A 12,922-nucleotide genomic window follows, 5' to 3' on the forward strand; every position below is an offset into this window, starting at 1 on the left:
GTGTGGGGCTTCCCCATGTGAGAGTAGGTCATCGTCAGGCTTCTAATCCGAAAGGGCCACCCAATGGGTGGCCCTTTTTTTATGTGTAAAAAAATACCAGTGAAGAGCAGTAAAGAAGAAAAGTAAAAACTTGGAAATCAAAAGTAAAAAAAGGGGGGGTGAAAAGAAGAAAAATTAAAAAAGAAAAGATAAAAACAAAGAATATGTGACAAAGAAACACTGAAAAGTAATGAATAACCCAGTCAGGTTTTTACTCACAAAATCCTCTTGAAAAATTTAAACAGGAAAAACCTCGGTAAAAAGTCGAACACGTTTACGCGACTGTAAATAAAGACTTCTCCTTGCGACTTTCTCGCCTGAAAAAAAACCAAGCGCCCAGCTATTTTTTACTGCAACCTTCCCTGGAAGGGCATTCCCAAATAATTTACCGCAGTACTACTAGTAGTCTTCCCGGAAAAAATCTTCCCAATAAAGAAATTATCTCCGCTGTAAAAAAAGGGTCTAACAGCGATAAAAGTGACACAAAAATACCGACGAAAAAGCCGGTGATTTTTTGTGCGCTCGCGCAATGTCACACAACTGTAAGGCTGGCAGCGGATATACCACAGTTATACACAAGTCTATCCAGCCATTCTGTTAATAACGGCCGGCCTGTGGAAATCCCCTAAAAATCAGTGGTGTTTTTTTACCCATTAAAAAGCCCCCTACGGAAACTGGGACCTGAAAGTGGATATCCCGGAGTTATGCACAGGTCTATCCATGGTTTCTGTTGGTAACAATCTTTTCATCGGCTTGTCATCAGTTATAAACAGCCATTTGCTTAGACAGAGATGTCAGTTTTATTAAGAGTGGCACGGAAGTCTCTGTGAGCGAAGGTTTACATGGGGTGGATAAGCGGGAAATAAAAAGCCCCACAGAGTGGAGCTTTTTATAATAATTGGAGTAGTTATCGATTACTCGGATTTAGTGGGAACACGCCCGAGGTCACCTTCCATTTCGGTGGCAAGGAAAGACATCACCACCCAGGCGGCGACATTTTGGCGTAGGTTCTCAGGATCGATCTTGTCCAGGGTATCGTTGGGGGTATGGTGGTAGTCGAAGTAATCAGTACCATCTTGGTAAAGCCCAAAGGCCGGTACACCCTGGGCGACGAATATGCTGCTATCTGGGCCGCCATAGGACTCGTTATTACCGCGCTCAATGCCTAGCGGTGCCAATAGTTGCATCATCTGGTCGGCGATATCGAATTTGCTCTCGGGTAGGCGCGTATCAAAGCGCCAGATTTTTCCCGCGCCAAAATCAGATTCTGAAACGGCGATAATGTTATCCAGCTCATGACGGTGGGCATCGACATATTGTTTAGCGCCGACCAGACCAATCTCTTCTGCGCCAAACAGAACCACACGCAGCGTGCGGCGTGGGCGATCTGGGAGTTCGGCAATCAGGCGTGCGGTTTCCATCACGATGGCTACACCAGCCCCATCATCAAGAGCACCTGTGGCCTCGTCCCAGGAATCCAGGTGGGCACCGATAATCATGGCTTCTTCCGGTTTTTCACGACCGGTAATCTCTCCAATCACATTGAAGGAGGGGCCATCGGCGAGGCGCTCGTTATCCACATTCAGTTTAACTTCCACTGGAGTACCACGCTTGAGCATGACTTCAAGCAGATTGGCATCTGGAGCGGAGAGAGCCAGCGCTGGGATCGGGTTTTCAATATCGTCAATAGACATCATACCGGTGTGGGCGAAACGGTCTGAGTCGGTGCCGACTGAGCGTAGGAGTAGCGCGGCGGCTCCTTTCTCTGACGCCGCACGCATACCGCGACTGCGTCCCTGTACTGCGGGTCCGTAACCTTCTCCAGTGCGGGCTCTTTCCATGCGTTTGTTAATAAAGGCAATTTTACCTTTAATCTGCTTTGGTGTTGCCTTTAGCAGAGCCTCTACATCGGCAAATTCGACAATTTCGGCGGTGAGACCGCCCTCAGGTGTTGCAACACTGTAACCCAGAGAACTCACGACCAGAGGTTGTGGATAAGGGGAAACGACTTCTGCATGCGCGTGGCCGCGGACCCAGCGTGGCACATCAATCTGTTCCGTGTAAACCCGATCGAAGCCCAGGTCTTTCATTTTTTGCTGGGCCCAAGCTACCGCACGGCGGTCGCCCTCAGTGCCGGTGCGGCGTGGTCCCACTTCCACTGTCAGCGACTCCACGATGCTGTAGGCATCTGAGGACTCCAGGGCGCGATCACGTAGAACTTCGGCAACGGAGAGATCCTCCTGGGGTAGCGGTTTCGCCTGGGCGATACTGATCGCCATGGTTGCGATAAGACCCCCGGTAAGGGACAACAGTGGTTTAAACATTTGTTTATCCTTGATTAACACTCGTGGCTCAAGATTTTGATTGTTTGTCGGGTGTGTTGAGTAACTTACTGCGAACTTGGCGTAGTTGTTCCAGCCCCTTCTCGGTAAATAAATAAGGAGGGCTATCGCTGGATTCCTGCTCTTCTATCTCCAGGCATTGGAGGCGCATTCTTTCTAGCTCTGGATCATGGCGCATTGGAATGGCTACCAGAGCACGCCATTCACTCTCACTGGCCTGGCCAGTTATGGCATCTTCCAGGCCTTTAATAAAGTCGGCCCTGTCCATGCGAAAGCGCGGTGTGCGCAGGTGCATAAAAGTCCAGATTACAATGATGAATGCACAGAAGGACAGCAGCAGGGTGATGAGTAGGGTCACTATCTACGGCTCCAATAGTAATTTTATCGCGATGGCCAGGCTAGCGAAAATAATCACAGGCTTAATTAACTTGGCACCATGGGTAATTACCAGGTTAGATCCAAGCCTTGCGCCGACAATTTGGGCGGCAGCCATGGTAATCCCCAATACTAGAGAAAGGTGACCACCCAGTGTAAATATAACCAGTGATGTGATATTGGTGGCCAATACCAATGGTTTGGTTGATGCAGTGGCTTTACGCATGTTGTAGCCGAGCAGCGCTGCGAATGCTAGGGCGAACAGGGCACCCATGCCAGGGCCAAAAAAACCTCCGTAGAAACCAACCCCACCACCGATAACCAAGTTGAAAAATTTTTGATGCACTCTGGGTTTGGTGTCGATATCAGAAATTCGTGGTGAAACGGTGAAATAGAGGGCGATAGCGATAATCAGTATTGGTAGTAATGTGTTTAGTATTTCGACTTTGAGTATGGTGACTGCCCAAGTGCCCATGGATGAACCGATCATCGCTGCGACAAGGCCGGGCCAGAGGGGTCTCAGTTGCAAGTGCCCCTTTTGAAAATAGTTAAAACTGGATGAGAGAGTGCCGAAAACAGCTTGGAATTTATTGGTGCCGAGGGCATCCAGCGGAGGAAGGCCAGCCCATAAAAGTGTCGGTAGGGTGATCAGGCCTCCGCCACCGGAGATGGCGTTGATAAAGCCCGCGGTGAAGGCCACCGCGGTGAGTATCAGGAGTGTGGCTAAGGTTAAATCGCTACTGAATTCTATCACGGGAGGAGTCGTTTCCCTCCAAAGCACCGGTTTGCATCTTGTGGTGGAATCCCTGGTATTTGCTGAAACGGTGTTGGATTTCCCGCATGTCCTCCTCCAAGTTTCCGGTGGGATGGTAGAGGGAGTCGAGGCAGAAGCGTTTGCGTGAAAAATCCCAAGCGATCAGCAAGACAGGTACATCGGCCGCATAGGCAATTCTCAGGAAGCCACTTTTCCAGTTGGCAACTTTTCTACGGGTACCTTCCGGGGTAATGCCTACCCACATTTTTTCATTATTGCGGTATTGGCTAGCTACTTGCTTGGCGATACCACCAGCAGAGCTGCGGTTAGTGGGTACGCCACCGAGCCACATAAAAAGACTTTTAAAGGGAAAGAAAAAAGCTTCCTTTTTCATCAGCCAGGAAATTTTTACCCTGTAGGCCATGATAAAAGGCATGGCCACGACAAAATCCCAGTTGGAAGTATGCGGGGCTAGAGCCACCATCACCTTTTTCTCAGATGGGAAGGTGCCCTCCAGACGCCAGCCCATCAACCTGATCAGCAGCCTGCCAATAGCAGCGGTGAGGCTGTTGCCGAGGCGGGGTATCTCTGCCGGTAATTCTTTCTGCTGACTCATTATGGATCTCTCAGTCTACTGCTCAAACGCTTTGGTACTGACAAATGGCTTCAGGAAAAGCCTGAACAAATTAATGCTCACGGGTGGCGTAGAAGTGGATATTTGGATAACGCTCCTCTGCCAACTGCAAGTTCACTCGAGTTGGCGCCAAATAGGTTAGGTGTCCGCTACCGTCAATGGCGAGATTGGTACTCGCTTTGCGTTTAAAGTTTTCCAGTTCTTTGACGCTATCACTTTCCACCCAACGGGCGGTATTCACATTTACATTTTCGTAAATGGCCTCCACTTTGTATTCATCCTTAAGGCGATAGGCGACCACTTCAAACTGCAGTACACCAACGGCGCCGACAATAATGTCGTTGTTGTCCAGCGGGAAAAATACCTGGGTAGAGCCCTCTTCAGAAAGCTGCTGCAAACCTTTTTGTAGTTGTTTTAGTTTCAACGGATCTTTCAGGCGAATCCGGCGGAACAACTCCGGAGCGAAATTGGGGATGCCTGTGAATTTAAGAGCTTCACCTTCGGTAAATGTATCGCCAATCTGGATAGTACCGTGGTTGTGCAAGCCGATAATATCACCGGCAATAGCCTCTTCTACGTGAGTGCGGTCGCCGGCCATAAAGGTCACTGCGTCGGCAATTTTCACATCTTTGCCAATGCGCACATGCTTCATTTTCATACCGCGGGAATAGGTACCGGAACAGACGCGCATAAAGGCAATACGATCCCGGTGCTTTGGGTCCATGTTGGCCTGGATCTTAAACACAAAACCGGAAAACTTTCCCTCACTCGGTTCAACTTGGCGCTCTTGGGTAGCGCGGGACTGGGGACCCGGAGCCCATTCCACAAATCCATTGAGCATTTCACGGACGCCAAAGTTACCGAGGGCGGTACCGAAAAATACTGGGGTAAGTTCACCTGCAAGGTAAGCTTCCTGGTTGAACTCATGGGTGGCACCGCGCACCAGCTCGATTTCCTCGCGGATATCCTCCGCGTACTCCCCAAGCAATTCGTCAGCCTCTGCCGAATCAATCCCTTTTATCTGGATATCATCCGGGATGGTGTGACCCTGGCCTTGGGTAAATACGTGAATGGTATCGGTGTAGAGGTTGTAAACCCCTTTAAAGTTTTTGCCGGAGCTGAGCGGCCAGTTGATGGGAGCAGCCTGGATATTGAGGACTTCCTCAATTTCATCCATCACTTCGATGGGATCTCGAATATCCCGATCGAGTTTGTTGATGAAGGATAGAATTGGGGTGGTACGCAGGCGGCACACATTCATCAATTTGATCGTGCGGTCTTCCACTCCCTTGGCACCGTCGATCACCATCAGTGCCGAGTCCACTGCGGTGAGAACCCGGTAAGTATCCTCGGAGAAGTCCTCGTGCCCAGGGGTATCGAGCAGGTTAACTGTACGCTCTTTGTAGGGAAACTGCATGACCGATGAGGTGACAGAGATGCCTCTTTCCTGCTCCATGGTCATCCAGTCGGAGCGCGCATGAGGCCCTTTCTTGCCTTTGACAGAGCCCGCCATCTGGATTGCGTTTCCGAACAAAAGAAGCTTTTCGGTCACGGTTGTTTTACCGGCATCCGGGTGAGAAATGATGGCAAAAGTTCTACGTCTTTGAAATTTTTGAGAAAAATCGTGGTTCACTTAGATTTAACCTTATCAGTGTACGCCCCTGTGTACACATATAGAAATATACTCCAAGGCCGAATCCGAAAGACCGCATTATATCAAATTGGCCTTTGGTTTTGCTCTTGTCTGGTGACCAAAGAATGTCATCCGGTCAGCTTGGTCGATGGTAATAGGATGGCTGGGTAGGTTCTTGGCTGTGTACATGTGCTGTTGCTGGAGTTGGTCCTCTCCAACATACCTGGCTTGGCTCCACTTACTGGTTTGTGTGCTTTATGTTTTGCGTTGATTTCACAATATTGACATTTGGCGACACGGCGGGTTGAAATGACTATGGACTTGCTGAAAGTCTTTACGCATCATTTTCAAGGAGCACTGAAATGGAAGTTAAACGAAAATTTTTTCTTACAGCAGCATTACTTGTATCAGTAGCGCACTCTGTACCAGCACTAGCATCTACATTATCAACGAGTATAGAACTCAAAAATAATACTTCTTCTGATAATGCGCTTATTCATGGAACAAATACAACCGGTATCATTTCTCCATTATTTCCAAGCCCAGCAGTTGCAAACAGTTCGACTTACCACACCTCAACTACTGATGGTGTGGCTGATGCAGGGGTATTAACCTATCAATCATGTTGGTTCAGTTGGTCAGTTATCGAGATTAATGGCTATTATCATTTCGCGATAGGGGCAACCCCAACGTCTAAGTGCAGTACAGATGTATTGATTCAAAATGTGTTTACTGGAGAATACAAAATAAGATTCAATATCGACGCGTAATCAAAGAGTCAATCCTTAGCGAAGGCAATGAGGTGCCTGCCATCGCTAAGGATCAGACGAGGACCTTTTAAGCGGCTTCTAAGTGTGAAACTTGAGTCTCCGACTTCCCAACATCGTCGATAGCCCAAAAGTTATGACTGCCAGATGCCTTTATGCGTGGCTTCGGAAATGGGTTAGTATCTCGTTTGACCCACCTAAAAATTGTGCGACTAGAGCAGCGGTAGCATTGGCATAAATCCTTGGTTGACCAATACCCTTTAATCATAATTTTTTCCTTTCTTTCTGTTTCCCAATAGCGATGCTGAAATGTAGGCTGGTGCTGCTAATAGTGACCATTTGGTAAACATGGTTCCCTCCATTTCCTTCTACCCACTTAGCCCTCACAGGACGAGCTGAGAAATTTATATATTTTGGAAATTATGCGTATTACGCTGTAGCCGCTGTCGTTGATTTTGGCGGTGCATATTCGCACTGGTTGGGATCTTGTTCTTTTAATTCGCCTCTATAAAAGGTAAAAATTCTGGCCTTGTCGGTTTTCTTGTCGAATAAAAGTTATGTCTATACGGGGCTCCTCGCGGATCTCCACATTTCGGGCAGGTATCACTTATCTCCATTGTTTTAAGTGGAATTTGGCTTGCTGCGGTACCCCAAGTTTTTTCCTCTGCTTGTCTATCTGGGATCGTGACTTGCATCACGCTGCCTCCTGATTTCCTTGTTGTGGAGCTAGGTCTTGTATGGTTTCGGAGAGTGCGGTGATTTGTTTGCGCATGCTCTCAAGCTGTATTTCTTGCAGTATTACCTTGGCCAGTAATTCTTCGTAGAGATTCGAAATCTGACTAAACTCATTCATTACCTACCCCGTTTTTTTGAACTTCCTTTTTCTGCCAATGGCGGGTTCCCAGTATCGACAGGGTTGGCAACTCCAGCCGCGTAGTTACAGTTGCCCGTTAAATGTTGGTTTTGCAAATCTCATGCAGTGAGGGCAGCGCATTTTGGGGAGCGGCTGGGATTGGTTCACACTGGTTTACCTCTAAAAATCTGGAAGCATAAATAGTTCACTGATTGGATGTAGGCTTCAGCCTCTTTTCGACTAACGGCAAAAGTATTTTTTATGGCATCTTTGCGAGTCTTTCCAAACCCTTGTATTAACCCGGCTGTGGAATCGTATGGTGCTTTGGCGTCAAAGGTGGCGTGGTATTGAGAATTTACATCTGAAAATTTACAGAGTGTTATGTCGCCGATGCAAGTGTGATTCAGCAATAGGTTTTTTTTGCTTATTTCTTCAATAAGATCACTCTTTTCAAGTGATTCAATTTTTATTTTCCTGAAACCAATCCCTTTCATGCGGCATCACTTCCAAACGGTGGCCAGTCGTTGGGATTTAATGGCTTTGCAGTTTGATTTTGGCACAAGGAGTTATAACGCCGGCAGTATCACCGGCTTGACCTTCAGCCGTAAATACTACGTGTATTGTGATGATCCCGGTTATGCCGGCGGCGGTGTCACTTACTACGCAACCACCACCTATCCCAACCTGGCGGCACGCACACACAGGCGCAATATATGCACGATTACCACCCCTGCAAATGGCGGCGGTGGTACGATTCCCATAGATCCCTGGTGTGTGGACTATGACACCCTATTGCCAGATGGCCGCTATCTGCGCGATATGATACCTAGTGATTTAGTCGAGTGTATCGATGTGCGCACGGGTGAGTGCGGCAAATTTGCACTGCGCGCGATGAGTTGCGGTGAGGAGGCATGTTACAGCCTGCGCACCCCCGAGGGCGCGGAAGTCTGGCAATCAAAATCAACCCTCATGGACCTGCCAGACGGCTCAATCGCGCGCACTCCGGATATGCTCGACAAGCCGGCGTATGCGCTGTGCCACGGTGTTGCGACGCTGTCTAAGGTTGTCGAACTTCGTGAATTTGGCTTGCGGCGTGTACTGAAGCCCGACTTCGGCAATCGCATGTTCTTTTCGCCTACACCATCGACGACGGTCACAGTGCCGGCACCATTGTGCGCGCAACGGTAACCCAGAAAAGCGAAATCGCCACATCAGAAGCGCCGGCAGTGGCGGTGCTGGAATGCGTTATCGTGGTGATTGATGACCAGAGCAATGTGCAGACCGATGGCGCTGGAGACCTAATGCAAAGCGTCTATGTGGCCACCAAAACCCTACAGCCCGATAGCGGCCAGCCGTTAAACGTCGCCGACCATGTGGCCGATTTGGTAACAGACTGTATTGTTGAGGTGGTCAATCGATTGGCCTTGCATAGCTCTATAGCGGCTATGGCTATACCCAGAGGGTGATGGGAGCCACCCGGAAGAGTAAACTGCAAGATGATTTTGCCTTTTACTGACAGTGTTCAAAGCGGGCTTCTTCTACCTAATAAAAAATGCTATTTCACTGGTTTATAGGGCTTCCCAAAGAGGCCCATAACAGCGAGAATTACGGCCTGTAAAGTTGCTGCAATATATCCGACAATTCCGTTGAGATTCAGTTTTCTAGTCTTGAGAGATTTAGACCCTTGGTGAAAGTTGAAGGCAAAGTAATAGATAAGCATCTTTAATTAAGTCGTTAAATTAAAAATTCACACTTTTGAGGTAATAATGAAGAAATTAGTTTGCGCAGCTGCAATGGTTTTTCTCGCTAGTTTGGCGAATGCAGAGTGCTCTGGACATTCATGTGTTGCTGTTTATGTTGATAGGCTCTATGTGGAAGATTTTGGAACAGTTTAAATTGGAACCAGTGGTGATGAGAAATTATTAGACTGTGATGCAGAGTCTGGAGTTTATGCGACGCTAAAGTTAAAGGAAAGCTCAGGAGCAGAAGCCATATACTCCACTTTATTATCTGCGCAAATGGCGAATAAAAAGGTACAAGTTAGAATAACTGAAGGTTCAGCAGGTTGTAAGGTTCAATATGTGACTTTGGATAGACAGTAATTTAGCTGGCGATTTAAGTGTTGCGAAAAACAGTGGTTAGGGTGGTTTAAAGCATTGTGTCCGGCTCAGGAAAATTTATTATGGGTAAAATGTGTTCAAGAGCAGGCGGTTGAGCCAGGCGACTTGAGCCGGTGGCTCACTATCTCTGAAAATTCATAACCTATTGTAAATAATGGCTTTTCTGTGGGGCTTGATGGGGCTACTTCGGAAATAGTAGCCAAATGGATAGTGAGCCACCGGCTCTTTAATAAACTGTTAGCACCCAAACTATGAAGAAATTAATACCCTTTTCGATAGTAGCATTGATATATTGCAATTCGGCATTTTCAGAGGAAGAGTTAGTCGTCGCTTTGCCTGAAAATAACATATTTGTCATGTCTAAATCGGCGGCTTGTAAAGGCAATCCTAATCTATGGGAGTGTAGAGGAAAAAAGCCCTACAGTGGAACCGTGAAATTATATTGTAATACCTCAAAGTCTGATTGTCGTAGAGTAGATAAAAGATTAACTATAAGAGATTTTATTGCTAGTGAACGTTCTCTGGCCCCTTCCTGCATTGCATCCATTAGCCATAAGATTATCGTGACAAATGGAAAAGTTGGTAAGTACATATCTTATAAGCTCAAGAGCGAAGCAAAGTGCTAACAAGTGGCATCAGCAACGGCCCTTTGGGCCTGGACCTACATTTCGTGGCTTCGACGCTACATTCCGGCTGCTGTGCCAAGCGTTAAGCATCATGAAGAAAGCAGTGAATATTAAGGATTTCTTTTCTCCAAGATAGATATACGCGGGAACTTTAATAGGTGGCCCGATTGCAGCCGCCTATTATCTAAGCAAAAACTTCAAGAGCATGGAAAAAGTTAACCTTGCAAGCCTATCTATAGTCACATCTCTTGTTTTTACACTATTCCTGTTTTGGTTTACTTTTCAGTTGCCAGAAGACTTCCCTATTAACCCGGCGGACAAATAGTTTGGTTATGTTGCATACTTAATTGATTCGTGTCGGAAGTAGGCTGCTGGGGCCGGTAATGTGAGTAGGTACCGGCCTTATAGTCACCTATTCCCCTTGTCCGTTGCAGTCCTGTAATAATAGTCTGTATGTATATACAGTATTTAAGGTTTCCAGCATGAGGCTTTCTCCACTCTATGGCCACGGCGTTGCCTGTGGCTTCCCCTCTCCAGCCGATGATCACAAGGAGGCGGCCCTGAGCCTGGAGAACACCTGATCACCAAGCCTGCGGCAACTTTTATGGCGCGGGCTAATGAGGACTCTATGCAGGGGCTGGGCATCTTCGATAAGGATCTATTGATTGTTGATCGCTCGTTAATGCCGATGCATGGTGATGTGGTAGTGGTGGCCCTGGACGGGCAGCTCACCTGCAAAGTGCTGGATAGGCATCGCGGGCGACTCCTGTCTGCCAATGATAAGTACCCCTCGATCCCTATCTGGGAAGGGCAGGAGCTAATAGTGGAAGGGGTGGTAAAGGCTTCGGTACGTTACCATCGATCACACTGAATGCTGGTACCGGTGGATTGCAACAGCTGCTATGCCAGCTGTGAACAGATATTTCGGCCCGACCTACACGGGCGCCCGGTGGTGATGCTCTCCAACAACGATGGCTTTGTGGTGGCGCGCTCCAAGGAAGCAAAGCTATTGGGCATCGGCGACCTGGAGCCCTTCTTTAAGATTGAGCAGCTGTTGCGTGCGCATCAAGTGGCGATTTTCTCCAGTAACTATCCCTTGTATGGCGATATCTCCTACCGGGTAATGACAGCCCTGCGGGAGTTCGGCCCCAATGTTGAGGTATACAGCATTGATGAAATGTTTATGGACCTCCACGGGCTGCAAGAGGAGAGGCTGGATTACGGCCGCAAGATCCGCAGTACACTCTGGCGGGATATTCGTATGTCTGTGGGTGTGGGTATCGCGCCCAGGAAAACACTAGCCAAGTTGGCCAACGGAGCAGCGAAAAAAATCCCCAAGTGCGATGGGGGCTGCGCTTTGGATACGCCCGAAAAGTGGCAATGGATGCAGCGCCGCACCGCCGTCAATGATGTCTGGGGCATGGGCCGACGACTGTCCAAGTGCTTGGGCGATTTTGGCATACAGACAGCCTATGACCTGGCGCAGGCCAACCCGAAAATATTGCGCCGTCATATCAATGTGAACATAGAGCGTACGATAGAGGAGCTGAACGGGGTGCCCTGTCTTGGCTTGGAGGAGGAGCCCCCAGCTAAGAAACAGATCTATTGCACCCGCTCCTTTGGTGAGAAGCTAACAGACTTACAGCTGATACTGCGGGCTGCCACCTTATATGCGAGCAGGGCAGCGGAGAAACTGCGGGCGCAGAAATCCCTGGTAAAGTCGCTTCATGTGTTCCTGCACGCCTCACCCCATGAACCCAACTACCACAGCCGCAGCACCGTTGTACAGACGCCATACCCCACCGACGATACGCGAGTAATCGTGCGGCTGGTGAGAAAGGCCATTGCCGGCCTGTATCGGTCAGGGTGCCGCTTTATGAGGGCCGAAGTGGGGCTTGTTGAGATTATCCCATGCGCGCTAGGGCAGGGTGATCTATTCACACCAGGCCAATCGGCAAGAGCGGGAGAGACCATGCAAGCGATGGACTGAATCAATAAAACATTTGGTCGCGGGACATTGTTTCTAGGGGCCGAAGGCATCCAGAAAAAGTGGAAGATGCGGCAGGCTTTTACATCGCCTGCCTATACGACTCGGTGGGGGGATTTGCCTAGGGTGGTGATTTGAGTTGTTGGTGGAAGTTGCACTTCAAAGAGTTTTCCATCAGTCAGGTCTGAGTGTGTCGTACATCCTTGCTTAAGAGTCTTAGTTGCTGCGATCTATTCCTAATCGAATAGTAGCAACCTTATCTTCAATTGCGTGACGGAAGCTGTATTGGCCCAATAATCCGCTTCCATTATTTATTAGCTTAAAAACAATGAACTATGTGAGTAAATCCTTCTATCTTTACTGCGAAGTGTTACATTTAGATATCCTTCCCAGTACTCTCCATTCAAGTTGTAGTCAATATTAAATTTCCGCTCGTCTGATACAAAAGTAAACTGCATGGAGCCTGTGATTTTGTGGGCGCTTTGTTTTAGTACCACAGAAAAGGTTGACTTAGTATTTAGTTCATCTCCATCTTCATATTCTGCAAACCAACTTCCGGAGTTGTCGGCACCCTGATATCGAAAGCCTTGATACCATGGCAACAGTGTCTTGAACCAAAATTGCTTGGCTAAGAAAATAAAAGTTGCAGCGAGCACACCTGAAAAAACACCTAATATTATTGATTCTTCCGTTGTCATCTTAGTGAGTTATAACCAAATCTGGTGTTTGAAGGTTTGAAAAAAAGCGGCGTATCTGGTTGATTTGTTATCGCCAGACAATAAACCAACTAAG

At 48.0% G+C, this 12,922-nt stretch carries 14 protein-coding genes; 6 read left to right on the forward strand and 8 right to left on the reverse strand.

Going from position 1 to position 12,922, the window contains the following annotated elements; all coding sequences use genetic code 11:
* Positions 1 to 953: 953 nt before the first annotated feature.
* From ACCI49_RS21420 to ACCI49_RS21440, 5 genes are all read right to left on the reverse strand, one after another.
* Positions 954 to 2,363, reverse strand: a complete 1,410-nt coding sequence (locus ACCI49_RS21420) for a M20/M25/M40 family metallo-hydrolase (RefSeq protein WP_371841268.1) — start codon at positions 2,361 to 2,363, stop codon at positions 954 to 956.
* A 28-nt stretch (positions 2,364 to 2,391) separates the two neighbouring features.
* Positions 2,392 to 2,739 carry a hypothetical protein gene (locus ACCI49_RS21425; RefSeq protein WP_371841269.1) on the reverse strand — a complete coding sequence of 116 codons (348 nt, stop codon included), beginning with the start codon at positions 2,737 to 2,739 and terminating at the stop codon, positions 2,392 to 2,394.
* 3 nt (positions 2,740 to 2,742) lie between these two features.
* The gene (locus ACCI49_RS21430) at positions 2,743 to 3,510 is read right to left on the reverse strand and encodes a TSUP family transporter (protein WP_371841271.1); all 768 of its coding nucleotides are present in this window, start codon (positions 3,508 to 3,510) and stop codon (positions 2,743 to 2,745) included.
* On the reverse strand, positions 3,494 to 4,126 hold the full coding sequence (locus ACCI49_RS21435; RefSeq protein WP_371841273.1) for a lysophospholipid acyltransferase family protein: 633 nt from the start codon (positions 4,124 to 4,126) through the stop codon (positions 3,494 to 3,496). Before ACCI49_RS21435 ends, ACCI49_RS21430 begins: the two co-directional genes overlap by 17 nt.
* Before the next feature lie 70 nt (positions 4,127 to 4,196).
* The gene (locus tag ACCI49_RS21440) at positions 4,197 to 5,777 is read right to left on the reverse strand and encodes a peptide chain release factor 3 (protein WP_371841274.1); all 1,581 of its coding nucleotides are present in this window, start codon (positions 5,775 to 5,777) and stop codon (positions 4,197 to 4,199) included.
* Between the two features lie 362 nt (positions 5,778 to 6,139).
* Between ACCI49_RS21440 and ACCI49_RS21445 the strand changes: the two genes are divergently transcribed.
* Positions 6,140 to 6,547: a hypothetical protein gene (locus ACCI49_RS21445; protein ID WP_371841275.1), complete on the forward strand. Its 408-nt coding sequence runs from the start codon at positions 6,140 to 6,142 to the stop codon at positions 6,545 to 6,547.
* Positions 6,548 to 7,238: 691 nt separating this feature from the next.
* On the opposite strand, the gene ACCI49_RS21450 is transcribed toward ACCI49_RS21445, so the two are convergent.
* Both ACCI49_RS21450 and ACCI49_RS21455 read right to left on the reverse strand, forming a co-directional pair.
* Positions 7,239 to 7,397, reverse strand: coding sequence for a hypothetical protein (locus ACCI49_RS21450; RefSeq protein WP_371841276.1), 159 nt, complete (start codon positions 7,395 to 7,397; stop codon positions 7,239 to 7,241).
* Between the two features lie 164 nt (positions 7,398 to 7,561).
* Positions 7,562 to 7,891: a hypothetical protein gene (locus ACCI49_RS21455; protein WP_371841277.1), complete on the reverse strand. Its 330-nt coding sequence runs from the start codon at positions 7,889 to 7,891 to the stop codon at positions 7,562 to 7,564.
* A gap of 40 nt (positions 7,892 to 7,931) precedes the next feature.
* Here ACCI49_RS21455 and ACCI49_RS21460 point away from each other — a divergent pair, with 40 nt between their 5' ends.
* From ACCI49_RS21460 to ACCI49_RS21480, 5 genes are all read left to right on the forward strand, one after another.
* Positions 7,932 to 8,585 carry a hypothetical protein gene (locus ACCI49_RS21460; protein ID WP_371841278.1) on the forward strand — a complete coding sequence of 218 codons (654 nt, stop codon included), beginning with the start codon at positions 7,932 to 7,934 and terminating at the stop codon, positions 8,583 to 8,585.
* Complete coding sequence (locus tag ACCI49_RS21465) at positions 8,570 to 8,863, forward strand: hypothetical protein (protein WP_371841279.1); 294 nt, start codon at positions 8,570 to 8,572, stop codon at positions 8,861 to 8,863. Before ACCI49_RS21460 ends, ACCI49_RS21465 begins: the two co-directional genes overlap by 16 nt.
* Before the next feature lie 1,884 nt (positions 8,864 to 10,747).
* Positions 10,748 to 11,014 (forward strand): LexA family protein, encoded by a 267-nt coding sequence (locus ACCI49_RS21470; protein ID WP_371841280.1) that lies wholly within the window; start codon positions 10,748 to 10,750, stop codon positions 11,012 to 11,014.
* On the forward strand, positions 11,015 to 12,133 hold the full coding sequence (locus ACCI49_RS21475) for a Y-family DNA polymerase (protein WP_371841281.1): 1,119 nt from the start codon (positions 11,015 to 11,017) through the stop codon (positions 12,131 to 12,133).
* Positions 12,134 to 12,268: a DUF4113 domain-containing protein gene (locus ACCI49_RS21480; RefSeq protein ID WP_371841284.1), complete on the forward strand. Its 135-nt coding sequence runs from the start codon at positions 12,134 to 12,136 to the stop codon at positions 12,266 to 12,268.
* Positions 12,269 to 12,444: 176 nt separating this feature from the next.
* Here the strand turns inward: ACCI49_RS21480 and ACCI49_RS21485 are convergent, their stop codons facing one another.
* Positions 12,445 to 12,828, reverse strand: a complete 384-nt coding sequence (locus ACCI49_RS21485) for a hypothetical protein (RefSeq protein ID WP_371841283.1) — start codon at positions 12,826 to 12,828, stop codon at positions 12,445 to 12,447.
* Positions 12,829 to 12,922 lie beyond the last annotated feature (94 nt).

It is taken from the genome of Microbulbifer epialgicus, assembly GCF_041447265.1.
In the GTDB taxonomy this organism is placed as follows: domain Bacteria; phylum Pseudomonadota; class Gammaproteobacteria; order Pseudomonadales; family Cellvibrionaceae; genus Microbulbifer; species Microbulbifer epialgicus.